Origin of the sequence: Streptomyces sp. NPDC058683 (genome assembly GCF_042716195.1) — a bacterium.
Lineage (GTDB): Bacteria > Actinomycetota > Actinomycetes > Streptomycetales > Streptomycetaceae > Streptomyces.
This window is the reverse complement of the sequence record NZ_JBHXSK010000042.1, coordinates 25,218-51,799: the sequence shown is the minus strand read 5'-3', so window position 1 is coordinate 51,799 and position 26,582 is coordinate 25,218. Positions and strand designations below refer to the sequence as shown.

The 26,582-nt window shown below is 72.4% G+C and carries 27 protein-coding genes; 7 read left to right on the top strand and 20 right to left on the bottom strand.

What is annotated here, in order from left to right; genetic code table 11:
* Positions 1 to 2 precede the first annotated feature (2 nt).
* The 3 genes from ACFWXC_RS37260 to ACFWXC_RS37250 form a co-directional block, all read right to left on the bottom strand.
* Positions 3 to 1,160, bottom strand: a complete 1,158-nt coding sequence (locus tag ACFWXC_RS37260; protein WP_384485858.1) for an ROK family transcriptional regulator — start codon at positions 1,158 to 1,160, stop codon at positions 3 to 5.
* 99 nt (positions 1,161 to 1,259) lie between these two features.
* Positions 1,260 to 1,910, bottom strand: coding sequence for a response regulator (locus ACFWXC_RS37255; protein WP_384485856.1), 651 nt, complete (start codon positions 1,908 to 1,910; stop codon positions 1,260 to 1,262).
* Positions 1,911 to 1,924: 14 nt separating this feature from the next.
* Positions 1,925 to 3,079, bottom strand: coding sequence for a sensor histidine kinase (locus ACFWXC_RS37250; RefSeq protein WP_384485854.1), 1,155 nt, complete (start codon positions 3,077 to 3,079; stop codon positions 1,925 to 1,927).
* Between the two features lie 109 nt (positions 3,080 to 3,188).
* Between ACFWXC_RS37250 and ACFWXC_RS37245 the strand changes: the two genes are divergently transcribed.
* Together ACFWXC_RS37245 and ACFWXC_RS37240 are read left to right on the top strand one after the other, a co-directional pair.
* A complete protein-coding gene (locus ACFWXC_RS37245) occupies positions 3,189 to 4,112 on the top strand; it encodes an ABC transporter ATP-binding protein (protein ID WP_384485852.1) in 924 nt (307 codons plus the stop codon).
* A 2-nt stretch (positions 4,113 to 4,114) separates the two neighbouring features.
* Positions 4,115 to 4,825: an ABC transporter permease gene (locus tag ACFWXC_RS37240; protein WP_384485850.1), complete on the top strand. Its 711-nt coding sequence runs from the start codon at positions 4,115 to 4,117 to the stop codon at positions 4,823 to 4,825.
* 31 nt (positions 4,826 to 4,856) lie between these two features.
* On the opposite strand, the gene mug is transcribed toward ACFWXC_RS37240, so the two are convergent.
* The 10 genes from mug to ACFWXC_RS37190 all read right to left on the bottom strand — a co-directional run bounded on the left by mug (position 4,857) and on the right by ACFWXC_RS37190 (position 15,572).
* A complete protein-coding gene (gene mug, locus ACFWXC_RS37235) occupies positions 4,857 to 5,402 on the bottom strand; it encodes a G/U mismatch-specific DNA glycosylase (RefSeq protein ID WP_384485964.1) in 546 nt (181 codons plus the stop codon).
* The gene (purB, locus tag ACFWXC_RS37230; RefSeq protein WP_384485848.1) at positions 5,399 to 6,844 is read right to left on the bottom strand and encodes an adenylosuccinate lyase; all 1,446 of its coding nucleotides are present in this window, start codon (positions 6,842 to 6,844) and stop codon (positions 5,399 to 5,401) included. The genes mug and purB overlap by 4 nt, the downstream gene beginning before the upstream one ends.
* A gap of 150 nt (positions 6,845 to 6,994) precedes the next feature.
* Positions 6,995 to 7,333, bottom strand: coding sequence for a DUF4326 domain-containing protein (locus ACFWXC_RS37225; RefSeq protein WP_384485846.1), 339 nt, complete (start codon positions 7,331 to 7,333; stop codon positions 6,995 to 6,997).
* 21 nt (positions 7,334 to 7,354) lie between these two features.
* Complete coding sequence (locus ACFWXC_RS37220) at positions 7,355 to 8,146, bottom strand: SGNH/GDSL hydrolase family protein (RefSeq protein WP_384485844.1); 792 nt, start codon at positions 8,144 to 8,146, stop codon at positions 7,355 to 7,357.
* Between the two features lie 59 nt (positions 8,147 to 8,205).
* On the bottom strand, positions 8,206 to 9,219 hold the full coding sequence (locus ACFWXC_RS37215; RefSeq protein ID WP_384485842.1) for a hemolysin family protein: 1,014 nt from the start codon (positions 9,217 to 9,219) through the stop codon (positions 8,206 to 8,208).
* Positions 9,216 to 10,550: a hemolysin family protein gene (locus ACFWXC_RS37210; protein WP_384485840.1), complete on the bottom strand. Its 1,335-nt coding sequence runs from the start codon at positions 10,548 to 10,550 to the stop codon at positions 9,216 to 9,218. The genes ACFWXC_RS37215 and ACFWXC_RS37210 overlap by 4 nt, the downstream gene beginning before the upstream one ends.
* Before the next feature lie 166 nt (positions 10,551 to 10,716).
* On the bottom strand, positions 10,717 to 11,136 hold the full coding sequence (locus tag ACFWXC_RS37205) for a GNAT family N-acetyltransferase (RefSeq protein ID WP_384485838.1): 420 nt from the start codon (positions 11,134 to 11,136) through the stop codon (positions 10,717 to 10,719).
* A gap of 124 nt (positions 11,137 to 11,260) precedes the next feature.
* On the bottom strand, positions 11,261 to 12,115 hold the full coding sequence (locus ACFWXC_RS37200; protein ID WP_384485836.1) for an LLM class F420-dependent oxidoreductase: 855 nt from the start codon (positions 12,113 to 12,115) through the stop codon (positions 11,261 to 11,263).
* A 42-nt stretch (positions 12,116 to 12,157) separates the two neighbouring features.
* Entirely contained in the window at positions 12,158 to 14,725 is a 2,568-nt protein-coding gene (locus tag ACFWXC_RS37195; RefSeq protein WP_384485834.1) for an ABC transporter permease, read from the bottom strand.
* Positions 14,726 to 14,729: 4 nt separating this feature from the next.
* The gene (locus ACFWXC_RS37190) at positions 14,730 to 15,572 is read right to left on the bottom strand and encodes an ABC transporter ATP-binding protein (protein WP_384485832.1); all 843 of its coding nucleotides are present in this window, start codon (positions 15,570 to 15,572) and stop codon (positions 14,730 to 14,732) included.
* A 129-nt stretch (positions 15,573 to 15,701) separates the two neighbouring features.
* Between ACFWXC_RS37190 and ACFWXC_RS37185 the strand changes: the two genes are divergently transcribed.
* Both ACFWXC_RS37185 and ACFWXC_RS37180 read left to right on the top strand, forming a co-directional pair.
* Positions 15,702 to 15,953 carry a toxin-antitoxin system HicB family antitoxin gene (locus ACFWXC_RS37185; RefSeq protein ID WP_351698264.1) on the top strand — a complete coding sequence of 84 codons (252 nt, stop codon included), beginning with the start codon at positions 15,702 to 15,704 and terminating at the stop codon, positions 15,951 to 15,953.
* A 4-nt stretch (positions 15,954 to 15,957) separates the two neighbouring features.
* A complete protein-coding gene (locus ACFWXC_RS37180) occupies positions 15,958 to 16,332 on the top strand; it encodes a fic family toxin-antitoxin system, toxin component (RefSeq protein ID WP_384485830.1) in 375 nt (124 codons plus the stop codon).
* A gap of 12 nt (positions 16,333 to 16,344) precedes the next feature.
* Here ACFWXC_RS37180 and ACFWXC_RS37175 read toward each other — a convergent pair whose 3' ends face one another.
* A complete protein-coding gene (locus ACFWXC_RS37175) occupies positions 16,345 to 17,040 on the bottom strand; it encodes a class I SAM-dependent methyltransferase (protein ID WP_384485828.1) in 696 nt (231 codons plus the stop codon).
* Between the two features lie 104 nt (positions 17,041 to 17,144).
* On the bottom strand, positions 17,145 to 17,831 hold the full coding sequence (locus ACFWXC_RS37170) for an esterase/lipase family protein (RefSeq protein ID WP_384485826.1): 687 nt from the start codon (positions 17,829 to 17,831) through the stop codon (positions 17,145 to 17,147).
* A 116-nt stretch (positions 17,832 to 17,947) separates the two neighbouring features.
* Here ACFWXC_RS37170 and ACFWXC_RS37165 point away from each other — a divergent pair, with 116 nt between their 5' ends.
* A complete protein-coding gene (locus ACFWXC_RS37165) occupies positions 17,948 to 20,128 on the top strand; it encodes a LuxR C-terminal-related transcriptional regulator (RefSeq protein WP_384485824.1) in 2,181 nt (726 codons plus the stop codon).
* Positions 20,129 to 20,279: 151 nt separating this feature from the next.
* Here ACFWXC_RS37165 and bioD read toward each other — a convergent pair whose 3' ends face one another.
* From bioD to bioB, 3 genes are read right to left on the bottom strand one after another with little or no spacing between them, the layout of a single operon-like run.
* Positions 20,280 to 20,996, bottom strand: a complete 717-nt coding sequence (bioD, locus tag ACFWXC_RS37160; protein ID WP_384485822.1) for a dethiobiotin synthase — start codon at positions 20,994 to 20,996, stop codon at positions 20,280 to 20,282.
* 2 nt (positions 20,997 to 20,998) lie between these two features.
* Positions 20,999 to 22,279, bottom strand: coding sequence for an adenosylmethionine--8-amino-7-oxononanoate transaminase (locus ACFWXC_RS37155; protein WP_384485820.1), 1,281 nt, complete (start codon positions 22,277 to 22,279; stop codon positions 20,999 to 21,001).
* The gene (gene bioB / locus ACFWXC_RS37150) at positions 22,272 to 23,462 is read right to left on the bottom strand and encodes a biotin synthase BioB (RefSeq protein ID WP_384485818.1); all 1,191 of its coding nucleotides are present in this window, start codon (positions 23,460 to 23,462) and stop codon (positions 22,272 to 22,274) included. Before bioB ends, ACFWXC_RS37155 begins: the two co-directional genes overlap by 8 nt.
* Before the next feature lie 147 nt (positions 23,463 to 23,609).
* Between bioB and ACFWXC_RS37145 the strand changes: the two genes are divergently transcribed.
* On the top strand, positions 23,610 to 24,737 hold the full coding sequence (locus tag ACFWXC_RS37145) for an 8-amino-7-oxononanoate synthase (RefSeq protein WP_384485816.1): 1,128 nt from the start codon (positions 23,610 to 23,612) through the stop codon (positions 24,735 to 24,737).
* Positions 24,738 to 24,796: 59 nt separating this feature from the next.
* Here ACFWXC_RS37145 and ACFWXC_RS37140 read toward each other — a convergent pair whose 3' ends face one another.
* Both ACFWXC_RS37140 and ACFWXC_RS37135 read right to left on the bottom strand, forming a co-directional pair.
* Positions 24,797 to 25,024 (bottom strand): DUF397 domain-containing protein, encoded by a 228-nt coding sequence (locus ACFWXC_RS37140; RefSeq protein WP_351733794.1) that lies wholly within the window; start codon positions 25,022 to 25,024, stop codon positions 24,797 to 24,799.
* 9 nt (positions 25,025 to 25,033) lie between these two features.
* Positions 25,034 to 25,894 carry a helix-turn-helix transcriptional regulator gene (locus ACFWXC_RS37135; RefSeq protein ID WP_351733792.1) on the bottom strand — a complete coding sequence of 287 codons (861 nt, stop codon included), beginning with the start codon at positions 25,892 to 25,894 and terminating at the stop codon, positions 25,034 to 25,036.
* 212 nt (positions 25,895 to 26,106) lie between these two features.
* Between ACFWXC_RS37135 and ACFWXC_RS37130 the strand changes: the two genes are divergently transcribed.
* Entirely contained in the window at positions 26,107 to 26,565 is a 459-nt protein-coding gene (locus tag ACFWXC_RS37130) for an ATP-binding protein (protein ID WP_384485813.1), read from the top strand.
* Positions 26,566 to 26,582: the final 17 nt, after the last annotated feature.

The window sequence follows — 26,582 nt, the reverse complement described above, 5'->3', positions numbered from 1 at the left end:
GTTCAGCGGCGCGCGGTGACCGTCCCGTCCACCGCGAACAACTGCTCCTCCACATGGTCGAGGGCGAGCCGCAGCGCACCGGTCGCCACCGCCGCCTCGCCGAGGAGGGAGAGAGCCACCCTCGGCGGGCGCAGACAGTAGCGGGCGAGTTCGCGGCGCAGCGGCTCCAGGACACCGTCGAGCCCCGCCGCCCAGCCGCCTATCACCACCAGCTCCGGATCAAGGGCCAGCGCGAGCGCGGCCACGTCGTGGACCAGCCGCTGGATGAACCGGTCGACCGCGTCCCGCGCCCGCGTGTCCCCCTTCCGGGCCAGCGCGAACACTTCGGCGACCGCCTGCTCGTCCAGCGGGTGCAGCGGTTCGTCGGTGGTGGACAGCAGCGTCTCCGGGGTCACCTCCCGGCCCAGCAGATGCAGCGCGCCGATCTCCCCGGCCGCCCCGCCGTAGCCCCGGTGCAGTCGTCCGCCGATCAGCGAACCGGCGCCCGGGCTGAGCCCGGCCATCACCATCACCACGTCGTCGGACTCGGTGGCGGCGCCCTTCCAGTGCTCGGCCACGGCCGCCGCGTTGGCGTCGTTCTCCACCAGCACCGGGCACTTGAAGGACCGGCTCAGCCGCTCGCCGAGGCGCAGTCCCGTCCACTGGGGCAGTGCGGTGCCCAGCCGCACCCGGCCGTCCGCCTCGACGATGCCCGGCGTGCCGACCCCGACGGCCCGCAGCGAACTGCGCGGCACCCCGGCCCGGCGCAGCAGTTCGGCGACCGCGGTGCGCAGCCGCTCCAGCCGCTCGTCCGCGTCGGCCGTCTCGTCCACGTCCTTGGCCTGCGCCCCGAGTACCCGGCCGTCCAGATCGGCCAGCAGCGCCGCGACACGGTGCGCGCCGATCTCCAGACCCAGCAGATGCCCGGCCTCGGCCCGGAACCGGAACCGCCGCGCGGGCCGCCCCTGCCGCCGGGTGGCACCCTCCTCGGCCGCCTTCTCGACGACCAGACCGGCCTCGATGAGCCCCTCGACGACCCCCTCGACGGTCGGCCGGGACAGTCCGGTCACCCGGGTGATCTCGGTCAGGGTCGCGCAGTCCGTGGCACGCAGCGCGTGCAGCACCACCGCGGAATTGATCCTCCGCAGCAGCGACGGATCACCGCCGGTCAGTCCCGCCAACGTCCGTCCTCCCAGCCAGCCCTGCGTGTTGGGCGGATCGTACTTCGGTAGCGACGACCCCGGCGAGTGCCTGGCGCCCCCTATGTCGAGGATCCGCGATCAGCGGGGCACGACGAACCCCGACTCGTACGCCGCGATCACCGCCTGCGTACGGTCCCGCGTCCCGAGTTTCGCCAGGACGGCACCCACATGGGACTTCACGGTCTCGGTGCCGACGACCAGCCGCCCGGCGATCTCGGCGTTGGACAGTCCCTGCGTCATGAGCCGCAGCACCTCGGCCTCGCGCTCGGTCAGCCGCGCCCACCGGAGCGCGTCCCGCTCGTCGGCCCCGCCGTACCGGGCGGCGAGTTGCCGTACCGAGGCCGGGAAGAGCAGCGACTCGCCCTCGGCGACCAGCCGCACCGCGTGCACGATCTCGGCCGGCCGGGCCCGCTTCAGCAGAAACCCGTCGGCACCCGCGCGGAGCGCCTCGTACACGTACTCGTCGTCCTCGAACGTCGTCACCACCAGGATCTTCGGCGGTTCGGCGACCGTGCGCAGCACCGCGCGTGTGGCCTCGATCCCGTCCAGCAGCGGCATCCGCACGTCCATCGCCACCACGTCCGGCCGCAACTGCCGTACCAGCGGGATGACCGCCGCCCCGTCGGCGGCCTCGCCGACCACCTCGATGTCGGGCTGCGCCTCCAGCACGGCGCGCAGACCCGCCCGTACGAGGGGTTCGTCGTCGACGAGGAGAACGGTGACCGGCATCCGGCCAGGGTAGATCAGCGCACCGGCAGTTCGGCGTGCACCTGCCAGTCGCCCTCGTCCGGTCCGGTGCGTGCGCTGCCCCCGAGCAGGGCCGCGCGTTCGCGTATCCCACGCAGCCCACTGCCCCGCCCGGGCCCGGGTATCCGGCCCGGCAGCGGATTGCGCACCTCCAGCCCGAGCACCCCGTCGCCCACGGTCACGCGGACCCGTACGGGCACGGCTCCCGCGTGCCGCAGCACGTTGGTGAGCGCCTCCTGGAGGATGCGGTAGCCCTCCCTGGAGACCGGACCCGGCACCGTCTCCAGCGGACCCGTGACCTCCGCGTCCACCTTCGCACCCGAGGCCCGCGCCGACTCCAGGAGCCGGCCGGCGTCGGTGAGCGTGGGCCGTGCGTGCACCGGCTGCCGGGACTCGCGCAGTACACCCAGCACGCGCTCCAGATCCTCCAGCGCGCTCCGGCCGGTCTCCTCGATGGCCGCCAGCGCCCGGTCGGTGAACTCCGCGTTCCCTGCCGCCCGGGCCGCACCGGCCTGCACGACCGCCACCGTCAGAGCGTGCCCGATGGAGTCGTGCAGCTCGCGCGCGATACGGGTGCGCTCCAGCAGTTGCTCGGTGCGCTCCTCCAGGGCCGCGAGCCGCTCGGCGGCGGACGGGCCGAGCAGCCGCCGGGCCAGCGCGGTGACCAATTCGCCGAACCCGACGACGGCCCCGTACAGGGTGATCAGAGGGAGCGGGACCAGCAGGGCGTAGGCCCAGTGCGGCCGTGCCGTGTCGAGGAGCGGGAATCCGCCGGGCGCCTGTCCCGCCGCGAGCCGGCCGAGGTCGAACGCGATGGCCGGAAGCCACACCGAGGCCAACGCCCCCGCCGAGCCGAGGACCATCCGAGTCTCCAGCCACAGCACCGTGCGCCACCGGTCCCGCCAGGTCGCCGACGGCGCCTCGGAGATCCCCGAATCCTCCTCGCCGGGCGTGAGCAGCAGCCGCGCCTGCACGCCCTCGCCCCGGCGCACCGCGGGGATCAGCCCCACCGGAACCAGCACCAGCGCGGGCACCCACGGGGTCGACGGGTCGATGAAGAGCCACAGGCTGACGACGAGCAACGGCACCCACAGATGCAGCAGCCGCGTGTACGTCGTCCCCCGCAGCAGCGGGCGTAGAAAGCGGGCCATGCGGACATCCTGACAGCGCCCACTGACAACGGTCCTCCCCCGAGCGGGGGAGGGACTCCCCACCGGCGGGGGAGGAGCCCAACCCCATTGACCCGCCAGGGTGTTGGCCATGACCAGTATCGACGTGCACGAACTCACCAAGGAGTACGGCGGTCGCCGGGCCGTGGACCATCTCACCTTCACCGTCCGCCCGGGCCGTGTCACCGGCTTCCTCGGCCCCAACGGCGCCGGCAAGTCCACCACCCTGCGACTCGTCCTCGGCCTCGACCGCCCCACCTCCGGGACCGCCACGGTCGGCGGCCTGCCCTACCCCGAACTCCGCGAGCCACTGCGCCGGGTGGGCGCGCTGCTCGACGCCGACGCCGCGCACGGCTCCCGCACCGGACACGACCATCTGCGTGCCCTCGCGGTGAGCAACCGCATCCCGGCCGGCCGGGTCGAGCGGATGCTGGCGGAGACGGGTCTCGCCCCGGTCGCCCGGCGCCGGATACGGACGTACTCCCTGGGCATGCGACAGCGGCTGGGGATCGCCGCCGCCCTCCTCGGCGATCCCGAGGTGGTCCTCCTGGACGAGCCCGCCAACGGCCTCGACCCCGAAGGCATCGTCTGGATCCGCGAGTTGCTGCGCCGGCTGGCGGCGGACGGGCGCACGGTCCTGGTCTCCAGCCACCTGATGAACGAGACGGCGTCCTACGCGGACCACCTGATCGTCCTCGGCCGCGGCCGGCTCCTCGCCGACACCCCGATCCGGGACTTCATCCACGCGCGCGTACGGCCCGCGACGAAGGTCCGCACCACCGACGACGAACGACTCGGCGACCTTCTCGCCCGGCACGGCCACGAAGCGGAGCGCGGCCCGGACGGGACCTGGACCGTACGGCACGCGCGCGTGGAGGACATCGGCCACCTGCTGGCCGACGCGCGCCTGCCCGTCCTCGAACTCACCCAGGAGGAGGCCACGCTGGAGCAGGCCTACCTCGATCTGACGTCGGCGGAAGCCGAGTTCACCGCCGCCCGTCATCAGGAGGCCTGACCATGGCGTTCCAGCCCGTACTGCACGCCGAGTGGATCAAGATCCGTACGCTTCGCTCACTCGTGGGCGGTCTCTGCGCGGTGCCGCTCGCCACCGCCGTGTTCTCCGGCCTCACGGCCGCCGGCTCCCCCGGCTCCGACCCGCTGTTCTCCGCGTTCGCCGGCGTGTCCTTCGGGCAGATCGCCGCGGTCGCCTTCGGCGCGACGGCCGTCTCGTCCGAGTTCCAGGGCGGCGCGCTACGGCTGACCCTGTCCGCCGTGCCCGACCGGCGGCGCTGGTTCGCGGCGAAGGCCACGGCGATCGCGCTGCCGGTGCTCGCCGTCGGTCTGCTCACCGGAGTCGTCACCCTCGTCCTGGGCAAATCCCTGCTCGGGGCCGACGGGCCGACCTGGGCCGAAGGACTGCGCGGAGCCCTGGGCTGCGGCGTCTACCTGACGCTGATGGCCCTGCTCGCGGCGGGACTGGCGGCCGTCCTGCGCAGCGGGACCGCGACGCTCGGCATCCTGATCCCGTTCCTGCTGATCGTGTCCTTCGTGATCGGCGACCTCGCCGCCGGCGGCGCCGACCTGCTGCCCGACCGGGCCGGCCAGCTCGTCCTGCACAGCGCCCGGGACGGGGCCCTGGGCCCGTGGACCGGGCTGGCGGTGACCGCGCTGTGGACGGCGGGCGCCCTGCTCGCCGGAGCCCGGAGCGTGCGCCGACGGGACGCCTGAAGCCCGTAACCGCCCTTCCACCGGTGAGCGGCTAGCCCTCGGCCGCCTCCCGCAGCCGTCCGAACTCCTCCGCCATCGTCGCCGCCGTCCAGTGCGCGTTCAGCCCGCTGGGGTTGGGCAGTACCCACACCCGGGTGTCCCCGATCAGCCGCTCCTGCGGCCCCACCTGAGCCGTGCGGTCGCCGAACGCGGCCCGGTAGGCCGTGACGCCCACCACCGCCAGCCATCCGGGCCGCACCCGGGTCACCTTCGCCGTCAGCAGCCGCCCGCCCTCGGTGTACTCCGCCGCCGTCAGTTCGTCGGCGCGCGCGGTCGCCCGCGCCACCACGTTCGTGATGCCGAGCCCGTACGACAGCAACTCGCCCTGTTCCGCGGGCTTCAGCAGCCTCGGGGTGAACCCGGACAGGTGCAGCACCGGCCAGAATCGGTTGCCGGGACGGGCGAAGTGGTGGCCCGTGGCCGCCGTCATCAGGCCGGGGTTGATGCCGCAGAAAAGGACGTGCAGGCCGTCCGCGATCACGTCCGGGACGAGACGGTCGCGGGCGGCCTCCAGCTCCGCCGCTGTGAAGCGGCTCAGAGGATCGCTCCGGGGGTGTAGCCGGCGGCCTCCGGGTGCTGCTTGGCGATCTCCTCGATCCGGCCGACGACGGCACCGACCTGCGCGGCGGCCGCGCCCGTGAAGGACAGCTTGTCGGCCATCAGGGCCGTCAGCTGCGCACGGTCGAGCGGCAGCCGCTCGTCGGAGGCCAGCTTGTCGAGCAGGTCGTTGCGTTCGGCACCCTGCTCACGCATCGCCAGCGCGGTGGCGACGGCGTTCTCCTTGATCGCCTCGTGCGCGACCTCACGTCCGACACCCGCCCGCACCGCGCCCATCAGCACCTTGGTGGTGGCGAGGAAGGGCAGGTAGCGGTCCAGCTCGCGGGCGATGACGGCGGGGAACGCGCCGAACTCGTCGAGGACCGTCAGGAAGGTCTCCAGCAGACCGTCCAGCGCGAAGAACGCGTCCGGCAGGGCCACCCGGCGCACCACCGAGCAGGACACGTCGCCCTCGTTCCACTGGTCGCCCGCCAGCTCGCCGGTCATCGAGGCGTAGCCGCGCAGGATCACCATCAGGCCGTTGACGCGCTCGCAGGACCGCGTGTTCATCTTGTGCGGCATCGCCGAGGAACCGACCTGGCCCGGCTTGAAGCCCTCGGTGACCAGCTCGTGCCCGGCCATCAGCCGGATGGTCTTGGCCAGCGAGGACGGCGCGGCCGCCAGCTGCACCAGCGCGGTCACCACCTCGTAGTCCAGCGAGCGCGGGTACACCTGGCCGACCGACGTGAACGCCTGCGAGAAGCCCAGGTGCCGCGCGATCCGGTCCTCCAGCTCGGCCAGCTTCGCCGCGTCCCCGCCCAGCAGGTCCAGCATGTCCTGGGCCGTACCGACCGGGCCCTTGATGCCACGCAGCGGGTAGCGGCCGAGCAACTCCTCGACCCGGCCGTACGCCACCAGCAGCTCGTCGGCGGCGGTCGCGAAGCGCTTGCCGAGGGTGGTGGCCTGCGCGGCCACGTTGTGGGAGCGGCCGGCCATGACCAGCTCCGCGTACTCACCGGCCAGCTTGCCCAGCCGCGTCAGGACGGCCACCGCACGGTCGCGCACCAGCTCCAGCGAGAGCCGGATCTGCAGCTGCTCGACGTTCTCCGTCAGGTCGCGGGAGGTCATGCCCTTGTGCACGTGCTCATGCCCGGCGAGGTCGTTGAACTCCTCGATCCGCGCCTTCACGTCGTGCCGCGTGACCTTCTCGCGCTCGGCGATGGAGGCCAGGTCGACGGTGTCGAGGACCCGCTCGTAGTCGGCGATCGCCGCGTCCGGCACCTCGATCCCGAGGTCCTTCTGGGCCCGCAGCACGGCGAGCCAGAGCTGCCGCTCCAGCTTCACCTTCTGCTCGGGAGACCAGAGCGTGGCGAGTTCGGCGGAGGCGTAGCGTCCGGCGAGGACGTTCGGGATGCGGGGCTTGGCGGGGGCGGCAGAAGTCACGTGTACGGATTCTACTGGCGGTTCCTGCAGGCCAACGCCACAGGTCCGCTCGTGCGAAGCTACGAGAGCCGTGTCACGGCCAGGCCGTGTCCTCCGGACCGGCCGGGCGGCACGGGCCGGCGGCACCGGCCCTGCCCGGCGGCACGGGCCCTAGGAGACCTCGGCCAGCTCCGCCAGGACGTCCGCGTGGCACAGCTCGGGCGCGCACCAGCACGCCAGGGTCTTCCCCCGCAGCTCGGCCACCAGCTCCAGCAGTTCGGGTCGCTCCAGCAGATACGCCCGGTACATCGCCATCACCTCGGCCCGGGTGCCGTCCCGCTTCTTCCTCGGGGTGTCGTAGGCGAAGGGGTTGCGGAGCGGGTGGCGGGGCAGGTCCCAGCCGCCCATGGTCCAGCGGCGGCCGACGTAGACGACGTCTGCGGGGGCGTGTTCCAGCCGGGGGCCGAACTCATGGATCCGGCCCCTGACACTGATCACCCGCGTGGACACGGGACCCATGCCATGCCCCCGCTACGCCTCGTACGGCAGCAGCTCCGGCCGCTTCGGCGCGCGGCCGTCGCCGGAGGAGCGGCCGGTCAGGCGGCGGCCTATCCACGGCAGCAGGTACTGCCTGGTGAAGCGGGCGTCCTCGACCCGGCGCGCGACCCAGCCCGGCGGCGGTGTGGCCGGCATCGGCGTGTGCCACTCGCTGTCCTCGGCCTCGTAGCCGAGGGTCTGCCAGACCGCCTCGGCGACCCGGCGGTGCCCCTCGGCCGTCAGGTGCAGCCGGTCCACGTCCCACATCCGGGGGTCGGCCAGCGAGGGGGCGCCGTACAGGTCGACCACGAGGGCGCCGTGCTGCCCGGCGAGGTCCTCGACGCAGGCGAACAGCTCCTCCATGCGCGGCCGGAACCGTTCCAGGACCGGGCCCTGGCGGCCGGGGCTGCGCATCAGCACCAGCTGCTCGCAGGCCGGCGCCAGCCGCTCCACCGCCTCGGTCAGCAGGTCCCGGACCCGGACCATGTCGCACTTGGGGCGCAGGGTGTCGTTGAGACCGCCGACCAGCGTGATCACGTCCGGCCGCATCGCGACCGCCACGTCGACCTGCTCCTCGACGATCTGCCCGATCAGCTTGCCGCGCACCGCGAGGTTGGCGTAGCGGAAGCCGGGGGTGCGGGCGGCCATCCGGGTGGCGAGGACATCGGCCCAGCCCCGGTACGAGCCGTCGGGTTGCAGGTCCGACATGCCCTCGGTGAAGGAGTCGCCGACCGCGACCAGGCTGGAGTGGGTGGGAAGCGCAGGGTGCACAGGGTTCTTCTGCATGGCGACAGAGATGGTATCCCGAGGCGCATACCCGTCAGTCGGTCCCTCCTCGAAGAGGGCTACGCGTGCTGCCCGAACAGCTCCCGGAGCACGTCCTCCATCGTCACCAGCCCCGCCAGCCGTCCGTCGTCGCCGAGTACGCCCGCCAGATGGGTGCGGCTGCCGCGCATCGCGGTGAGCACGTCGTCCAGCGGGGTGTCCTCCCGCACCCGCGCGATGGGCCGCATGTCCCGCAGCCGGAACGCCTCGTCCCGGGGCGAGGCGTCCAGCGCGTCCTTGACATGCAGATAGCCGACGATCCGCCGCCCCTCGTCGACCACCGGGAACCGGGAGAACCCCGACTCCGCCGACAGCCGCTCCAGCTCCTCCGGGGTGACGCCCACGCGCGCGTAGACGACACGTTCCAGCGGCACCACCACGTCCCGGACCGGCCGGCGGCCCAGCTCCAGGGCGTCGTGCAGGCGTTCCTGGGCCCGGTCGTCGATCAGGCCCGCCTCGCTTGCGTCCCTGACGATCTCGGCGAGTTCGGTGTCCGTGAAGGTCGCCGCGACCTCGTCCCTGGTCTCCACCCGCAACAGCTTGAGCAGCCCGTTCGCGAAGGCGTTCACCGTGAAGATCACCGGACGCAGCGCCCGGGAGAGCGTGACCAGGGGCGGTCCGAGCAGCAGCGCGCTGCGCACGGGCTCGGCGAGCGCCACGTTCTTCGGCACCATCTCGCCGAGCAGCATGTGCAGATAGGTCGCCAGGGCCAGCGCGATCACGAAGGACACGGCATGGCCGGCCCCCTTGGCCACGCCGACCGCGTGGAACACCGGCTCCAGCAGATGGGCGATGGCCGGCTCGGCGACCACACCCAGGACCAGCGTGCACAGGGTGATGCCGAGCTGGGCGGCGGCCAGGAGCGCGGACACGTGCTCCAGGCCCCACAGCACGCTTTTGGCGCGCCGGTCGCCCGCCTCGGCGTGCGGCTCGATCTGGGAGCGGCGCACGGAGATCAGTGCGAACTCGGCGCCCACGAAGAAGGCGTTGACGACCAGCGTCGCGAAGCCGATCAGCAGCTGTACGACGGTCACCGGCGCCCCTCCTGCTCCTGCGCGTCGGCGAGCGGCGCGTGCAGCAGCACCCGGGCCGCCCGTCGCCCCGACGCGTCCACCACGTCGAGCCGCCACCCGGCGACCTCGACGCCGTCCCCGGTCTCGGGTATCCGCCCCAGCTCGGTCGCGACCAGCCCGGCCAGCGTCTCGTACGGCCCCTCGGGCGGCCTCAGGCCGACGCGCGCGAGCTGGTCCATACGGGCCGCGCCGTCCGCCGAGTAGAGCGTGCGGCCCTGCTCGTCGGCGCCCGCGGGGGCGAGATCGGGCGTCTCGTGCGGGTCGTGCTCGTCGCGGACCTCGCCGACGACCTCCTCGACGATGTCCTCCAGGGTGGCGACCCCGGCCGTACCGCCGTACTCGTCGATGACGACGGCCATGGTGCGCCGGCCGCCGAGGCGGTCCAGCAGGCGGTCGACGGTGAGGGACTCGGGGACCAGTAGCGGCTCGCGCATCACCTCGGCCACCCGGACACGCGCCCGCTCCGCCACGGGCAGGGCGACGATGTCCTTGATGTGGGCGGTGCCGACGACCGAGTCCAGGCTGTCGCGGTAGACCGGGAAGCGGGACAGCCCGGTCGCCCGGGTCGCGTTCGCCACGTCCTCGCAGGTCGCCCGGACCTCCAGGGCGACGACCTGGACGCGCGGGGTCATCACGTTCTCCGCGGTGAGGTCGGCGAGGTTCAGCGTGCGTACGAACAGCTCTGCGGTGTCCGCCTCCAGCGCGCCCGCCTTGGCGGAGTGCCGGGCCAGCGCGGCCAGCTCCTGGGGCCCGCGCGCGGAGGCCAGCTCCTCGGCGGGCTCCACGCCGAACCGTCGTACCGTCCGGTTCGCGGTGTTGTTCAGGTGCGTGATGAACGGGCGGAAGGCAGCGCTGAACCAGCGCTGGGCGTTGCCCACCCGCTTCGCCACGGCCAGCGGCGAGGAGATCGCCCAGTTCTTGGGCACCAGCTCGCCGACGACCATCAGGAACACCGTGGACAGCGCGGTGCCGATCACCAGCGCGAGCGAACTCGCCGCCGACCGCGCGATGCCCACCGCCTCCAGCGGACCGGCCAGCAGCTTGGCGATCGACGGCTCGGCGAGCATGCCGACCACCAGATTGGTGACCGTGATGCCGAGCTGCGCCCCCGACAGCTGGAAGGTCAGCTGCCGTACGGCCTTGAGGGCGCCCGCCGCCCCGCGCTCGCCGCGCTCCGCGGCCCGCTCCAGTTCACCGCGACCCACCGTGGTCAGCGAGAACTCGGCCGCGACGAAGGCACCGCAGGCGAGCGAGAGCAGGATCGCCACCAGCAGGAGGAGCACTTCGGTCATCGGGTCACCTCCGTCCCATGATCGGACAGGGTGGCCGGGACCGCGCGGTAGTGCCGGGACAGAGGATCGGGAGGCTCGCCCATGGGCGGACGCTCACGCACCTTTCATCGGGGAACGGGACGACCCCTCAATAGTAAAGGATCGGCAAAGCGTGCCCACTCGGAAGCTACAGGGGCTTCACCCAGCGTCGCCAGTGGTCCTCGCGGTGGTAGCCGGCGGCGGCCCAGGCGTGGTGTGCCTGTTCGTTGGCTTCCAGGACCATGGCGTCGACGCGTCGCCCGCCCAGGGCGGCGAAGCGTTGTTCCGCGGCTTCCAGCAGGGCGGTGGCGATGCCTTGCCGGCGGTGGTCGGGGTGTACGGCGAGTCGGTAGGCGGAGCAGCGCCATCCGTCGAAGCCGGCTATGACGGTTCCGGCGAGGAGGCCGTCGCGCTCGGCGAGGAGCAGGGCTTCGGGGTCTCGGGTGAGGAGCCGGGTCACTCCTGCGTGGTCGTCGCTGATGCTCGTTCCTTCCGCGGCTTCGCGCCAGAACCGCAGCACGGTGTCGATGTCCGAGAGGGTGGCGCGGCGGATGTGCAGATCGGTCATGGGGTGAGCCAATCAGGGCGCTCGTCCGACTGGCGAACGGGTTTTGGGGACCTGCCTCTGGAGCCGCGAACCGTGAGCCGCGAACCCGTCGGCCGAATCCTCCCGGTGGCCCGGGTGGATTCCCCTATGCCGACAGTTCCGCCAGCACCGGCGCGAACGCCTCCATGTACGGCTCCAGGACGGTCAGATAGGAGAACCCGTACCGCTCGCGCAGCCCCCGCACCCGCCCGGCGACCTCCTCCACGGTGCCGACGAGGACCGTGGGCAGGGCGAGGGCCTGTGCCAGGGTCAGTTCGGGCCGCCGCTCCAGGAGCGGGCCGAGCGCGGACTGCGGGTCGTCGGTGATCGCCACGATCTGGATGAGCAGGTTCCGTTCAGCGGGTTCCCCGCGGTCCGTCGCCAACTCCCCGTAGCGGGCCACCCGTTCGTCGAGCTCCGCCGCGGTGACCGGCTCCAGGCGGCCCTCCGTGTTTCCCGGTACCAGGCGGGCCCCGGCGAAGGCCGCGATGTCCGCGTGTTCGGCGGTCAGCCGCAGCATCCGGTCGCCGTTGCCGCCGATCAGCAAGGGCACCCGGGCCTCGTCCGACTTCAGCAACTCCTCGACCGTGCGCCGCAGATGGTCCACCCGCTCGCGCGGCGAGCCGAACGGCAGCCCGGCTCGGTCGTGCTCCGCCTGCACATAGCCGGTGCCGAGACCGAGTTCGAGACGGCCGCCGGTCAGCGCGGCGGTCGTCGCCACCTCGCGGGCCAGCAACACCGGGTTCCAGAAACCCGCGTTGAGCACGAACGTGCCGAGGCGGGCCCGCTCGGTCGCGTCGGCCGCCGCGACCAGCGCCGGGAAGGGCGCCGGCATGCCGAGATGGTCGGGGACGAGGAGCACGTCGTACCCGAGTTCCTCGGCGCGCCGGCACTTCGTGCGCCACTGGCCGGCCGATGCGGGCGTGAGCAGGTTGACTCCGAAGCGGAACGGACGCGACATGAACTCTCCTCGGCGGTCCGGGACGTGAGAGCCACGATTCCATCACTCGTGCGCGATGGCCGCCAGCACATTCATGCGCGATGCACGCAACGCCGGCAGCAGCGCCGCCACGATGCCCACGACCGCCGAGCCGATCACCACCGCGACGATCGTGCCCCACGGGATCGCCAGCGCCTTCATGCCCTGGAGGGCCAGCACCTGCTGGGTGCACACGCCCCACACCAGGCCGAGCGCGAGCCCCAGCACCGCGCCGAACACCGCGATCACCACCGACTCCAGCCGGATCATCCGGCGCAGCTGCCGCCGGCCCAGCCCGATCGCGCGCAGCAGCCCGATCTCCCGGGTGCGCTCCACGACCGACAGGGCAAGGGTGTTGACCACGCCGAGCACGGCGATCACGATCGCCAGCCCCAGCAGCGCGTACACCAGGTAGAGCAGCACGGCGATCTGGTCGTGGACGAGTTTCTTGTAGTCGGCCTGGTCGCGGACCTGCACCTGCGGGAACGGTGCGAGGGTTTTCTCCAGGTTCGCGCGGAGCCGGTCCGCACTCGTGCCCGCGGCGTGGTTGACGTACAGCGAGGAGTCCTGGCCGCCGGGGACGTACTTCTCCACGGTGGCGATGCCGAAGAACAGCCCGCCCTGGGTGCCGAAGCCGCTGCCGCTGTCCTGGTCGGTGAGGGCGCCCACCTTCATCTCGGCGCTCTTCCCGCCCTGGAACTCGACCGGGAGCACGCTGCCGAGGCGCACCTTGTGGTCCGCGGCGAAGGTGGCGTCCATGCCGATACTGCCGTCGGCCAGCGCGGCCGCGGTGTCGCCGCCCTTGTAGGCGACATGGGCGACCTCGTCGACCTGCCGGTCGTACCCGGCGGCGGTCGTGGTGACCCGCTTGCCGTCCGGCAGCCGTACCGCCACCGGCGCGAACCGCTGCCGTACGACGAGACCGACGCCCTCGGTGCCGCGCACCTTGTCGGTGACCTCCTGGGTGAACGGGAGGAAGTTGCCGTTCTGGACGATGAAGTCGGCGCCCAGCGTCTTGTCGATCTGCTGGTCGAAGGACTTGGACATGGAGGCGCTGGCCACCGACATCCCGCCGACCAGGGCGAGCCCCACCATGAGCGCGGCGGCGGTGGCACCGGTGCGGCGCGGGTTGCGCAGGGCGTTGCGCTGGCTCATCCGGCCCACCGAGCCGAAGAGCGCGGGGAAGGCCCCGCCGAGGACACGGATCACCGGGCGTACCAGCAGCGGGCCCGCGATGACCGTCGCGAGCAGCGTCAGCACCACCCCGAGGCCCAGCAGCGAGGCGGCCGAGGCGGTCTTCGTGGCCGTCGCACAGCCCGCGAGGGCCGCCGCCCCGAGCGCCCCGACGACCGCGCCGACGATCGCGCGCGTCCTCAACGGCTTGCCCACGCCGGCGATCTCGGCGTCCGCGAGCGCCGCCATCGGCGACACCGTGGCCGCCCGCCGGGCGGGCAGATAGGCGGCGACGAAGGTGACGCCGACCCCTACGACGTAGGCGGCGACGGGGGTGCCCCAGCCGATGACCATCTCGGTGGTCTTGAGGTTCATCCCGAACGCGCTCATCAGCTTGATCAGCCCGAGCGCCAGCCCGATGCCGGCGCCCAGACCCAGCGTCGAACCGACCAGCCCCAGCAGCATCGCCTCGGTGAGCACGGACCGCCGCACCTGACGCCGGTCGGCGCCGAGCGCGCGCAAGAGGCCCAGCTCGCGGGTGCGCTGGGCGATCAGCATGGAGAAGGTGTTGACGATCAGGAAGACGCCCACGAGCGTGGCGATGCCGGCGAATCCCAGCATCACGTACTTGATGACGTCGAGGAAGCCGCCGAGGTCCGCCGCCGAGGACTTCGCCTGCTCGTCGGCGGTCTTCAGGTCGTACGTCCCGGTCCCGATCGCCGCGCCGATACGGCCCTTCAGCTCCGCGTCGGTCACGCCCTGCGCCGCGTCCACCGAGATGCTGGTGGCCCGGTCGGCGGAGCCCAGCAGTTCCTTCGCGGCGACCGACGGGTCGAGGAAGACCAGGGCGGCACCGGGGTTGGTGGTGGTGAAGGTGGCGATGCCGACGATCTCCACCTCGAAGGTGCCGGGCTGGGCCTGCACGGTCAGGGTGTCGCCGATCGCCACGTGCTTCTTGTCGGCGGTGTCCGCGTCGAGCAGCGCCTGGCCCGCACCCTGCGGGGCGTGCCCCGAGGTGAGCTTCACGGGGCTGCGGTCGGTGAGGTACCAGTCGGTGGCGATGGTCGGGGCGCCGGTGGTCGGGCCGACCGACTTGTTGTGGCTGTCGACCACCACGATGTTCTCCACGGAGACGTCCGCGTGGGTGTCCGCGACCCCGTCGACCTTGGCGACCTGTGCCTTCAGCGCGGCCGGCACGGTCTGGACGGCGCCGGTCGGCACCGACGACTTGAGGTCCTCCTTCGGCTCCACGGTCACGTCGGCGGAGGTGGAGGCGAAGAGCCGGTCGAAGGTACGGGTGACGGTGTCGGAGAAGATCAGGCTGCCCGCGACGAACGCCACGGACAGGACGATGGCCAGCGCGGACAGCAGCAGCCGTCCCTTGTGGGCCAGGAAGCTCCGCAGGGTTGCCTTGAGCACCGGGTCAGTCCTCCTCGGGCCCCGAGGACCCGCTTCCCGCGTCGGAACCGGGGGGCTCGGGCCGCGCGGCGGAGCCGCCGGTGTCACCGCTCCCGGGGAAAAGGCGCATGCGCTCGAGTACGGCGTTCGCCGTCGGTCCCTCCATCCGGTCCACCACCCGGCCGTCCGCGAGGAAGAGCACCAGGTCGGAGTGGGCGGCGGCGCCCGGGTCGTGGGTCACCATGACGACCGTCTGCCCGAGCTGGTCGACCGCGTCCCGCAGAAAGCCCAGCACCTCGAGACCGGCTCGCGAGTCCAGGTTGCCGGTCGGTTCGTCGGCGAAGATCAGCTCCGGCCGGGAGGCCAGCGCCCGCGCGCAGGCCACCCGCTGCTGCTGCCCGCCGGACAGCTGCGCGGGCCGGTGCTTGAGCCGGTCCCGCAGCCCCAGGGTGTCGATGACCTGGTCCAGCCATTTCCCGTCGGGCTTCCTGCCCGCGATGTCCATGGGCAGGGTGATGTTCTCGGCCGCGTTGAGCGTCGGTATCAGGTTGAACGACTGGAACATGAACCCGATCCGGTCCCGGCGCAGCCGCGTCAGTTCGCGCTCCCGCAGACCCGTTATCTCGGTGCCGCCGAGCCAGACCTGACCGGCCGACACGGTGTCCAGCCCCGCCAGACAGTGCATCAACGTGGACTTGCCGGAGCCCGACGGGCCCATGACCGCGGTGAAGCGGCCGCGTGCGATGTCCACGTCCACCGAGTCCAGTGCGAGCACGGCCGTCTCACCCGCGCCGTACGCCTTGGTCAGCCCCCGTGCCCGGGCTGCTGTCCCCTCGGCGGCGGGTGCCTCCGCAGCAGGTGTGGCCAAGACTGCCTCCTCGCTAGCGCGGGCTCTTCGTCCGGGTCGAGCGTAGTGTGACGCGTCCCACAGGCGGTATCACTTTTCGGTTCCGATGCGCGCTTGCCGCTGCTAGCACAACCGCGCTAGCGTCTAGGTATGGCGAAGACCCAGCTGAACGTGCGCGTGGACGAGGGCACCGCCAAGGCGGCCCGTGAGCGCGCTCTGGCACGCGGCATGAGCGTCAACCGCTACATAGAGGAACTGGTCATGCAGGACACAGGTGAAGCGGGCCGGACGTTCGTCGAGGCCGCCGCCGATTTCATGAAGCAGTACGAGTCCGTCTTCGCGGAGGAGTTCGGCGAAGCGCAGGGTCCCGATACGTCTGACAAGACCGAAGGCCGTCACTGATCCCTTGAGCGACCTGACCATCGACCTCGCCTGGCTCCTCATGCTCGCCGAGCAGAAGACCCCCGGAGACCCCCAGGTCACCGACTGGGGTGCGCTGATCGCGGCCGTCGCCAGGCACCAGGCCGAGATATTCGACGTCCCCGTCTACGACACCCCGCATGCCCGCGCCGCCGCCCTGCTCCAACTCCTCATCCACGTACCGGCCCTTGAGCGTTCGAACGCGCTCTTCGCGTCCTCGGTCGCCTACGCCTACCTGGTCGCCAGCGGCCTCAAGGTCGCCACCTCGCCCGAACAGGTCCGCGATCTGGCCCGGTTGGTGAAGACCGGCGAGGCGAGCGTGTCCGACATCGCGGAGGAGCTGCGCCGCTGGAGCCTGTGAGCGGGTTCCCGGTCAGGATTCCGCTCGGGACTCCGGGGGCTTGCGCGCGACGCCCAGCACGCAGTAGGAGGACGGCAGCCGCAGGCCCTTCTCCGGCAGGAACACCCGCCGGTACGGGCCGAGTTCGAACCCGGCCGCGCGCAACTCGGCGACCGGCTCCCGGGACAGATGACAGCCGCCGCTCAGCAGTGGCCACACCGTCCGGTCCAGCGTCCGCTGAGTGAACAGCATCGCCGGGCCGCCGCCCCGCCCGTGCTCGAAGAACCGCAGCTCACCGCCCGGCCGCAGCACCCGCCGTACCTCCGCGAGCGCCCGCTGCACATCCCGCACGCTGCACAGCACCAGCGAGAGCACCGCCGCGTCGTACGCCTCGCTCTTCACCGGCAGCGCCTCCGCCGCGCCCGGCACCACGTCCACCGGGACCTCGGCGCGGACCGCGGCCTGAGCCGCCAACTGCCGCAGGGAACGCTCCGGTTCGATCGCGACGACCTCCGCCACCGCCCCGGGGTACCGCGCGAAATTGAGCCCGTTGCCCGCGCCGATCTCGATCACCCGCCCGGACAGCCCGGAGAGCAGCCGCTCCCGGGTCGCGGCCATACCGAGCCTGGTCTCGGCGGCCACACTGCAGCGGGCGTAGAAACGGGCGAACAACGGGTGGTGGACGGGATCCCGTGCCGGTGTCCCGGCGCCGGCGGACATCAGCCGCATGACGACCTCCAGACGGAAGCAGGTCTACGGTGATTGTCCCCCGTACGGGCCCGTCGCACCCCCCGGCCACACGATCGGGCGGAGAACCGCCCCCCGGACGGGCCCTAGGCGATGAAGTCGCGCACCTGCTGGTAGACACCGTCGTCGTCGTTCATGTCGGTGTGCGAGATGCAGCCGACGCCGACGTTGGTCGCGCCGCTCAGCAGCGCGGAGGAGTCCGGGTCGATCGCCGCGTCGCAGTTCGACCAGTACGCGGCGTACGAGACGCTGCCGGGCGTCTCGTCACTGGAGTTCAGGGCGGTCAGGAAGGAGCTGCCGGTCGTCATCTCCTTGCAGGACGTGTACAGCCACCCGCACAGCGAGGCGACGCTCGTCCCGTGGTTCACCCCTGCGACCGACACGAAGTCGTCCACGTACGAGGTCCCGCCGAGGTTCTTGAGGTAGTAGCGGCTGTTGAGCGCGCCCATGGAGTGGACCACCAGGTCCACCTTCGAGGCGCCGGTCTGGGAGAGGACGGACTGGATGTAGGTCGACAGCTGCGAGGCGGTGGTGACGTTCGACTTCGTCCAGTCGTACGACCAGGCCCACAGCTCCGACGAGGTGTACCCGTCGGCCTTGAAGTCCGCGATCCAGCTGTCCCAGCTGCTGGAGTCGCTGCTGAGGCCGTGCACGAAGACGACCGGGTTGTGGCTCGCCGCCTGCGCGGGAGTCGTGGCCAGGGGGAGTGACAGAAGGAGCGAACCGGCTATCGCCGTCAGAGCGGTTGCGATGCGACGCGTGGCGCGCTGCATGATGCCTCCTGAAACGGGTGGGGTTGTTCAGGAGTGTCGGGACGGGTCTACGCGCGCCGCATCGGTGAAGTCGCCAGTCTTTACGAGTCAACTAACTCGCCAGTAACGTCTTTCGTGTGGTGATACCGGTGAATCCCCCACCTCTTGACCGCACTTCGCCACCGCAGACGCCCGACGCGGGGCCATGCCCGGCTTCGGCGCTCCCCGAGGGCGTACGCGCCCGGGTGCGACGCGTCGTATACGAAGATCAGCGCGCCGTGGCCGAACTCGTGCCGCGTCTCACCGAACGGCAGACGGCGGGACTCGACCCGCTGCCGGCCGAACCGGCCGAACTCGCCCCGCGGCTGCTCCATGCCCTGCGCCGGGAGATCCGCGGCCTGCCCGACGACACCCGTCGGCTGCTGCTCCTCGCCGCGGCCGACCAGTACCCGGTCGCCACCCACGCCTTCCTGCGCGCGGTCACGGCCGGCCGGCTCGACACCCGCCCCCTGGAGGCCGCCGAGACCGCCGGGGTCGCCCACGCCGGTGCCGGCGGGGTGTTCTTCCGGGACGCCTGGACCCGGATCGCCGCGTACGGGACCGCCTCACCGGCCGACCGGCGCGAGGCCCACCAACTGCTCGCCCGGGTGCTGGGCGGCAAGGGCGAGGCGACCCGCCGCTCCTGGCACCGGGGCGCCGCCGCACTCGGCCCCAGCGCCCGGCTCGCGGCGGAACTCCGGACCGCCGCCGACCGGGCCCGTACCGAGGGCAGACCCGCGCTCGCCCGCGCCCTCGCCGAACGCGCCGCCGAACTCTGCCCGGACCCGGTGGCGGAGGCCCGGCTGTTCGCCCTGGCCGCCGCCGACGCCTGGCGCTCCGGAGAGCCCGACCGGGCGAGACGGCTCGCCGCCCGTACGGACGACTCCGCTCTCGACGGCGTCCTCGCCCTCAGAGCCGGCAACGCCTCCGAGGCCTTCGACGCCCTGCTCACCGCCGCCGTCCGGCAAAAACGTTCCGTCGACTCCGCCGAACTCCTCGCCCTCGCCACCGAGGCCGCCGTCTACACCGGCGACCTGAGACGCTGCCGCGAGGCCCATGACCTCGCCCGGTGGCTGGGCCTCTCCCCGCCCGGCATCCTCGCCGGACTCACCGCCGCCGTCGAGGGCCGCTACGACGACGCCCGGATCCTCCTCAAGGGCACCGCCGGCCGCTGCGGCCCCGGCGGCGACCCCGATCTGCTGATCCACTCCGGGATGGCCGCGCTGATGCTCGGCGACCACACCCGCGCCGCCACCGCCACCCTCCGGGCCGCCGCCTCGGCCCGCGCCCACGGCATCCCGGCGACGGCCGCACAGGCCATGGAGTTCCGCGCCTACGCCGACTTCTGGACCGGCCGCACCCGGGCCGCCGAGGCCGCCGTCCAGGACGCCCTGGGCCAGGCCCACGCCACCGGGCAGGACAACGGGGCCTGCCACCTCCAGGCCGCGCTCGCCATGTTCGCCGCCGTCCGGGGCGACGAGGAGGCCTGTCGGGAGCGCACCGCCGCCGTCCGCTCCCACGCCCTGGCGCACGGGCTCGGCCTGCCCGCCGCCCTCGCCCAGTGGGCGCTCGCCTTCCTCGACCTCACCAACGGACGCTTCCCCGCTGCCGCCGCCCGGTTGCGCGCCCTCGCCGGGTTCGGCCCCGGACACGGCCACCGGGCCATCCGGCACCTGGCCACCCCGCACTACGTCGAAGCCGCCGTCCGCACCGGAGACACCCGGGTCGCCCGCGCCGCGCACGCCGACTACCACCGCTGGGCCACCGCCGTCCGCAGCACCGACGACCTCGCGCTCAGCGCCCGCTGCCGGGCCCTGCTCGCCCCCGGCGTCGAGGCCGTCCAGCACTACCGTGCCGCCCTCGACCTGCACGCCCGGGGCACCCGGGACTTCGAACGCGCCCGCACCGAGCTGCTGTTCGCCGGAGCGCTGCGCCGACTGCGGCAGCGCCCCGAGGCGCGCGACCGGCTGCACAGCGCGCTGGCGGCCTTCGAATCCTTCGGCGCCCCGCACTGCGCCGCCCAGGCCCGCGCCGAACTCCGGGCTCTGGGCACGGCGTTGACACCTGCCACCACCGGCGCGCCGGACCCGGCCGGCGTCCTCACCGCCCAGCAGCTCATGGTCGCCCGGATGGCCGCCGAGGGCGCCACCAACCGCGAGATAGCCGACCGCCTCAACCTCAGCCCGCGCACCATCGACCACCACCTGCGGGGGGTCTTCAGCCGGTTGGGGATCCGATCCCGGATCGAACTGGTACGGCTGCTCGGCGAGTCGCCCTAGGTCCGTCGGTCGGGTGCGGCGCCATCGTGGCTGGTGGCGCAGTTCTCCGCGCCCCTGAAGGGGCGTTCCACCGGCGCCCCCGAAGGGGCGCGGGGAACTGCGCGATCAGCCCCCACGCAGCCGCACCCGACCGACGTGGCCTGCCCCGGCACTAAAGCGCTTCCCGCTCCCGGAACGCCTCCGCGGCCCAGCTCCCGTCCAGCCGCGCCGACAGCCAACCCGGCGCCGCCGCACGGAAGTCGGCGGGCGCCAGCGCTCCGGCCCCGGCGGGCAGCGCACCGAGCAGCGGAGCCCCGGCCACCTCCGGAAGATCGGCGACATTGCAACGCGACGCCAGATCCGGGGACTCGGGCCAGCTGCCGATCACCACACCCAGCAACTCCAGCTCACGGGCCCGCAGTTCACGGGCCGTCAGCTCGGTGGTGTTGAGGGTGCCGAGCCCGGCCGGCGCCACCACCAGCACCGGCGCGTTCAGCAGCCGGGCCGCGTCCGCCAGGGTGCCGCCCGCCGCGTCGAACCGCACGAGCAGCCCGCCCGCGCCCTCGACCAGCACCAGTTCGTGCTCGGTGGCCAGCTTGGCGGCGGCCTCCGCCACCTCGTGCGGACGCACGGGGGCCAGCCCGGCCCGCCGGGCCGCCGTGCCGGGCGCCAACGGCTCCGGGAAGCGGGCGAGTTCGGCCGCCGTCACCGGGCCCGCGAGCCGCGCGACCTCGTCCGCGTCCCCGCGCTCGTCCGGTCCTACCCCGGTCTGCGCGGCCTTCAGGACCGCCACCGAGCGGCCCGCCGCGAGCGCCGCGGCGGCGACGGCGGCCGTGGTGACCGTCTTGCCGACCTCGGTACCCGTCCCCGTGATCATCAGGATCGGCATGTTCATCCTTCCCGCGCCGCGGCGCACACCGCGCGCGCGATCCGTGCCACGTCCGCGTCGCCGGTGACGTACGGGGGCATCGTGTAGACCAGATCGCGGAACGGCCGCAGCCACACACCCTCGCGTACGGCGGCGGCCGTGGCGGCCTTCATGTCCACGTCGTGGTCGAGCTGGACGACCCCGATGGCCCCGAGGACGCGGACGTCCCGTACGCCGGGGATCTCCCGGGCCGGCGCCAGGCCGTCCCGCAGGCCCGTCTCGATCCGCTTGACCTCCGTCTGCCAGTCCTGGCCCAGCAGCAGCCCGAGCGAGGCGCAGGCCACGGAGGCGGCCAGCGGATTGCCCATGAACGTCGGGCCGTGGGCCAGCACCGGCACCTCGCCCCGCGAGATGCCCTCGGCCACCCGGGGCGTGCACAGGGTCGCCGCCATCGTCAGATAGCCGCCGGTCAGCGCCTTGCCCACGCACATCACGTCCGGGGTGACGGCCGCGTGGTCCGCCGCGAACAGCGCCCCCGTACGGCCGAAACCGGTCGCGATCTCGTCGAACACCAGCAGCACGTCGTGCGCGTCGCAGGCCTCGCGCAGCACCCGCAGATAAGCGGGGGAGTGGAACCGCATCCCGCCCGCGCCCTGCACCACCGGCTCCACGATCACCGCGGCCAGTTCGTGCGCGTGGCGCTCGATCAGCGACCGCAGCCGGTCGGCGTACGACTCGTCGTACTCGGCCGGCGGCGCGTCCGCGAAGACCTGGCGGGGCAGCACCCCGGACCACAGCTCGTGCATCCCGCCCTCGGGGTCGCACACCGACATGGGCTGCCAGGTGTCGCCGTGATAGCCGCCCCGCCAGGTCAGCAGGCGCTGTTTCGCGGGGCGGCCGAGGGAACGCCAGTACTGCAGGCACATCTTGACCGCGACCTCGACCGACACCGAGCCGGAGTCGGCGAGGAAGACGTGCTCGAGCCCGTCCGGCGACATGTCGACAAGGAGCTTCGCCAGGCGTACCGCCGGCTCGTGGGTGAGCCCGCCGAACATCACGTGGCTCATCCGGCCGAGCTGGTCGCGCGCGGCCTCGTTGAGCACCGGGTGGTTGTAGCCGTGGATCGCCGACCACCAGGACGACATCCCGTCGACCAGTTCGCCCGAGCCGTCCGCGAGCCGCAGCCGGACCCCGCTCGCCGACTCCACGACGAGCGGTTCGGCCCGGCCCGGCATCGGTCCGTACGGATGCCAGACGTGCCGCCGGTCCAGCTCCAGCAGCTCGGGGACGCTCAGGTCAGGCATTGGGCGCGAGATCCGTTCCGGCGCCCCGGCGGCGGACGGCGACCAGGTCGGTGCGCGGCTCGTTGACATGAGCGGCGGCGTCCTCGTGGGAACCGCAGACGCCCGACCCGCACCCGGCCTCGGCATGCGACCCGCACCCGGCCTCCGCGTGCGACCCGCAGCCCCCGGCCGCGACCTCCGAGCGGTGCTGCGGCAGCGTCACCTCGTCGGCGCCCTCGACCACGAACCCGGCGTCCGCGATCATCTCCAGGTCGGCCTGGCCGGCCTGGCCCTCGGTGGTCAGGTAGTCGCCGAGGAAGATCGAGTTGGCCAGGTGCAGCGCGAGCGGCTGCATGGTGCGCAGATGGACCTCGCGGCCGCCCGCGATACGGACCTCGACGTCCGGGCAGACGAACCGCACCATCGCCAGGATCCGCAGACAGCGCTGCGGGGTGAGGTTCCACTCCTTGGCCAGCGGGGTGCCCTCGACCGGGATCAGGAAGTTGACCGGCACCGAGTCGGGGTCCAGCTCGCGCAGCGAGAAGACCACGTCGACCAGGTCCTCGTCCCGCTCGCCCATGCCGGCGATCAGACCGGAGCAGGCCGACAGACCCGCCGCGTGCGCCTTGTTGACGGTGTCCACCCGATCGGCGTACGTGTGCGTGGTCGTGATGTCCCCGTACGTCCCCTCGGACGTGTTGAGGTTGTGGTTGTAGGCGTCCGCGCCCGCCTCGCGCAGCCGCTCGGCCTGGCCGTCGGAGAGCAGACCGAGGCAGGCGCACACCTCGACACCCTCGTTCTGCTCCTTGATCGCCTTGATGGTGCCGGCGACCCGGTCGACGTCCCGGTCGGTCGGGCCGCGTCCGCTCGCCACCAGGCAGACACGCTTGGCGCCCCCGGCCAGACCGGCGGCGGCCGCCTTGGAGGCCTCGTCCGGTTTCAGCCAGCTGTACTTGAGGATCCCCGTCGAGGAACCGAGGCGCTGCGAGCAGTAGGAGCAGTCCTCAGGACACAGGCCCGACTTGAGGTTGACCAGGTAGTTGAGTTTCACGCGCCGGCCGAACCAGTGCCGGCGCACCTTGCCGGCCGCGGCCACCACATCGAGCACGTCGTCGTCGGAGGTCGCCAGCACGGCGAGCGCTTCCTCGCGGGTCGGCAGCTCGCGCCGAAGCCCCTTGTCCACCAGCGTGTTCAGCAGGTCCATGAGAGCCGATCCTGTACTACGAGGCTGCTCCGGGCCAAGGAGAGTTTGCACAACCCTGTCAGTTCGACGTGTGGGTATTGCCACACAGTGGGTGGCTGGTGCTCCCGCTAGGGTCTGTCCACTGCCTACAAATTCTCCGGAGGAGCCATGGCGTTCGGCTGGATCGACGAACAGGCGGAACTGCGCCGCCGCGCCGGACTGGTACGGACCCTGCGCCCCCGGCCCGCCGACTCGCCGCTGCTGGATCTGGCGAGCAACGACTACCTGGGCCTCGCCCACCATCCGGAGGTCGCCGAGGGCGCGGCCGGGGCGGCCCGGACCTGGGGCGGCGGCTCCACCGGCTCCCGGCTGGTGACCGGCACCACCGAACTCCACACCGAGCTGGAGCGCGAGCTGGCCGAATTCTGCGGGTTCGAGGCGGCCCTGGTCTTCTCCTCCGGCTACGCCGCCAACCTCGCCGCCGTCACCACCCTCGGCCCGCACGGCTCCCTGATCGTCTCCGACGCCCTCAACCACGCCTCCCTGATCGACGGCTGCCGGCTGGCGCGGGGCGCCACCCAGGTCGTCGGACACGCCGACCCGGACGCCGTACGCAAGGCGCTCGGCACCCATGAGGGGCCCGCGGTCGTCGTCTCCGACACGGTGTTCTCGGTGGACGGCGACGCGGCTCCGCTGGCCGCCCTGGCCGCGGCCTGCCGGGAGCGCGGCGCCGGGCTGCTCGTGGACGACGCCCACGGGCTCGGGGTCCTCGGGGACGGCGGGCGGGGCGCGCCGCAGGCGGCCGGGCTGTCCGGCGCCGAGGACGTGGTGGTCACGGCGACCCTGTCCAAGTCGCTGGGCAGCCAGGGCGGCGCCGTGCTCGGCCCGGCCCGGGTGATCGACCATCTGGTGAACGCGGCCCGGACCTTCATCTTCGACACCGGCCTGGCCCCCGCCGCGGCGGGAGCGGCCCTGGCGGCGCTGCGGCTGCTGCGCCGTGAGCCCGAACGTGCGGTGCGGGCCCGTGAGGTGGCCGCGGAGCTGCACGCACGGCTGACCGCCGCGGGTCTGGAAGCGGTGCGTCCGGACGCCGCGGTGGTCTCCGTGCGGGCCCCGTCCCCGGAGGGGGCCGTGCGGTGGGCGGCCGACTGCCGTACGGCAGGCCTGGCCGTGGGCTGTTTCCGTCCGCCGTCCGTGCCGGACGGCATCTCACGGCTGAGGCTGACCGCCCGGGCGGACCTCTCCGGGGCCGAGATCGAACGCGCTGTACAGGTGATCGGTGAGACACGACCATGAGTCGGCGTGACACGGCCGGGCCTTGTCCGAATGCGGATACGGAGTCGGTTACGGGCTGATCAGCCGGTGAGCGCCGACAGGAACCCCGCCCAGCTCCCGGGGGAGAAGAGCAGCGCGGGTCCGGCCGGATCCTTGGAGTCGCGCACGGCGAGCAGTCCGGTCAGCCGACCGGAGCGCGGCCGTGCCGTCTCCACGCAGTTGTTCGCTCCGGTGCTGTAGCTGCTGCGCAGCCACCGCAGTCCGTGCAGATCAGCACTTGAAGGTACGTTCCGAGGCAGTGCAGTCATGGTGCCTCCTTACGCGCCGTCACCTATCCCGGCGATGTAATCCAACGAGTCCTCGGGCGAAAGGGCGTGGATCTGAAGGGTGTTGAAGGCCTCCGCGTAGGCCTGGAGGTCTTCTTTCCGTTCGAGGTAGAGGCTACTCGTCAACTGGTCGAGAACAACCACATCCAGATCAGAAGTGCTCGGGAATGAGAAGATTACGAAAGGCCCGGTGATGCCGATATGGGCTCCGGCCGAGAACGGCAACACCTGGAGCCGTACCTGGGGCAGCCGGGCCGCCTCCACCAGCCGCTCCAGCTGTCTGGCCATCACGCCGGGCCCGCCGACCTCCCGGCGCAGCACCGCCTCGTCCAGCACCGCGCTCAGCTCCAGCGGTGGATGGTTGCGCAGTACGTCCTGCCTGGCCAGACGCACCTTCACGAGGGCGTCCAGGGCCTCGTCGTCGAGCCCGTCGACGGCCGCCCGGGTCACGGCACGCGCGTACTCGGGGGTCTGCAGCAGCCCCGGTACGACCGAGGTCTCCAGCGTGCGCATGGCGCTGGCCTGCGACTCCAGACTGATGAAATCCCGGTAGGTGGGCGGCAGTACCCCACGATAGGCGTGCCACCAGTGGTGCCGTCCGGCGGTGTCCTCCGACCCCGCCAACACCAGCAGCAACTCGCGCAGTTGCCCCTCGATCACGCCGTAGGCGTCGAGGAGTAACCGCACATCGGCCGGTTTCACACCGCTGGCGCCGGTCTCGATCCGGCTCACTTTCGACTGATGCCAGCCCACCAGACGGGCGGCCTCACCGCTCGTGAGGCCGGCGCCGGTGCGCAGTGTGCGCAGTTCGGCGCCCAGTTTCCGGCGGCGTACCGCGGGACCGTTCTGCATGGGCTACTCCTTACTCCTTCCGAGCCGCCCAAATACGCTCTGGGGTAGCAGAGTTCACCGCATCGAGCGACAGATATATGCATATCTTGGTGGATCGCTCCCCTGACCGTCCTGGTAATGGCAGTCTGACGAAGAAGCACCAGTCCGGGACCGTACTCGAACCATCCGCACCGTGTCGGGCTCCGGTCCCGTGGGAAAGGGACGACGTCGCCATGGCAGACCACCTGGAAGCATCCATCACTCTGCCGAGCGATCCCGCCTCGGTCTCCGCGGCCCGCTCCTATGTGCTGGGCACTCTCGCGGAATGGGGGCTGCCACCGGAGACGGAGACCGCGGACACCATCCGCCTCATCGTCTCCGAACTCGCCACCAACGCGGTGCAGCACACCTTCGGACAGTCACCCACCTTCACGGTGGGCCTCGTCCTCGACCGTGACGAACAGCTGCGCATCGGCGTCACGGACAGCCATCCGCGCTTCCCCAAGAGACTCCCAGCCGCGGTCCAGCAGGACAACGGGCGCGGCATGGTCATCATCCGCTGGCTCACCGCGGAGTGCGGCGGCAAGCTCCGGGTGCGCCCCACCCGGGAGGGCGGCAAGACCGTCTTCATCGAACTGCCCTGGGCAGTCCCGGCCGGCACGGTCACCGCCGCCGGCCAGCAGGAACCGTAGCCCCGAGTTCCCGCCGG

Excerpts from the sequence above, each read along its gene's own strand:
- ACFWXC_RS37255 (WP_384485856.1), bottom strand. The coding sequence starts at position 1,910 with ATGCCGGTCACCGTTCTCCTCGTCGACGACGAACCCCTCGTACGGGCG.
- ACFWXC_RS37250 (WP_384485854.1), bottom strand. The coding sequence starts at position 3,079 with ATGGCCCGCTTTCTACGCCCGCTGCTGCGGGGGACGACGTACACGCGG.
- ACFWXC_RS37245 (WP_384485852.1), top strand. The coding sequence starts at position 3,189 with ATGACCAGTATCGACGTGCACGAACTCACCAAGGAGTACGGCGGTCGC.
- ACFWXC_RS37240 (WP_384485850.1), top strand. The coding sequence starts at position 4,115 with ATGGCGTTCCAGCCCGTACTGCACGCCGAGTGGATCAAGATCCGTACG.
- ACFWXC_RS37220 (WP_384485844.1), bottom strand. The coding sequence starts at position 8,146 with ATGCAGAAGAACCCTGTGCACCCTGCGCTTCCCACCCACTCCAGCCTG.
- ACFWXC_RS37210 (WP_384485840.1), bottom strand. The coding sequence starts at position 10,550 with ATGACCGAAGTGCTCCTCCTGCTGGTGGCGATCCTGCTCTCGCTCGCC.
- ACFWXC_RS37205 (WP_384485838.1), bottom strand. The coding sequence starts at position 11,136 with ATGACCGATCTGCACATCCGCCGCGCCACCCTCTCGGACATCGACACC.
- ACFWXC_RS37200 (WP_384485836.1), bottom strand. The coding sequence starts at position 12,115 with ATGTCGCGTCCGTTCCGCTTCGGAGTCAACCTGCTCACGCCCGCATCG.
- ACFWXC_RS37185 (WP_351698264.1), top strand. The coding sequence starts at position 15,702 with ATGGCGAAGACCCAGCTGAACGTGCGCGTGGACGAGGGCACCGCCAAG.
- ACFWXC_RS37175 (WP_384485828.1), bottom strand. The coding sequence starts at position 17,040 with ATGCGGCTGATGTCCGCCGGCGCCGGGACACCGGCACGGGATCCCGTC.
- ACFWXC_RS37170 (WP_384485826.1), bottom strand. The coding sequence starts at position 17,831 with ATGCAGCGCGCCACGCGTCGCATCGCAACCGCTCTGACGGCGATAGCC.
- bioD (WP_384485822.1), bottom strand. The coding sequence starts at position 20,996 with ATGCCGATCCTGATGATCACGGGGACGGGTACCGAGGTCGGCAAGACG.
- ACFWXC_RS37155 (WP_384485820.1), bottom strand. The coding sequence starts at position 22,279 with ATGCCTGACCTGAGCGTCCCCGAGCTGCTGGAGCTGGACCGGCGGCAC.
- bioB (WP_384485818.1), bottom strand. The coding sequence starts at position 23,462 with ATGGACCTGCTGAACACGCTGGTGGACAAGGGGCTTCGGCGCGAGCTG.
- ACFWXC_RS37145 (WP_384485816.1), top strand. The coding sequence starts at position 23,610 with ATGGCGTTCGGCTGGATCGACGAACAGGCGGAACTGCGCCGCCGCGCC.
- ACFWXC_RS37140 (WP_351733794.1), bottom strand. The coding sequence starts at position 25,024 with ATGACTGCACTGCCTCGGAACGTACCTTCAAGTGCTGATCTGCACGGA.
- ACFWXC_RS37135 (WP_351733792.1), bottom strand. The coding sequence starts at position 25,894 with ATGCAGAACGGTCCCGCGGTACGCCGCCGGAAACTGGGCGCCGAACTG.
- ACFWXC_RS37130 (WP_384485813.1), top strand. The coding sequence starts at position 26,107 with ATGGCAGACCACCTGGAAGCATCCATCACTCTGCCGAGCGATCCCGCC.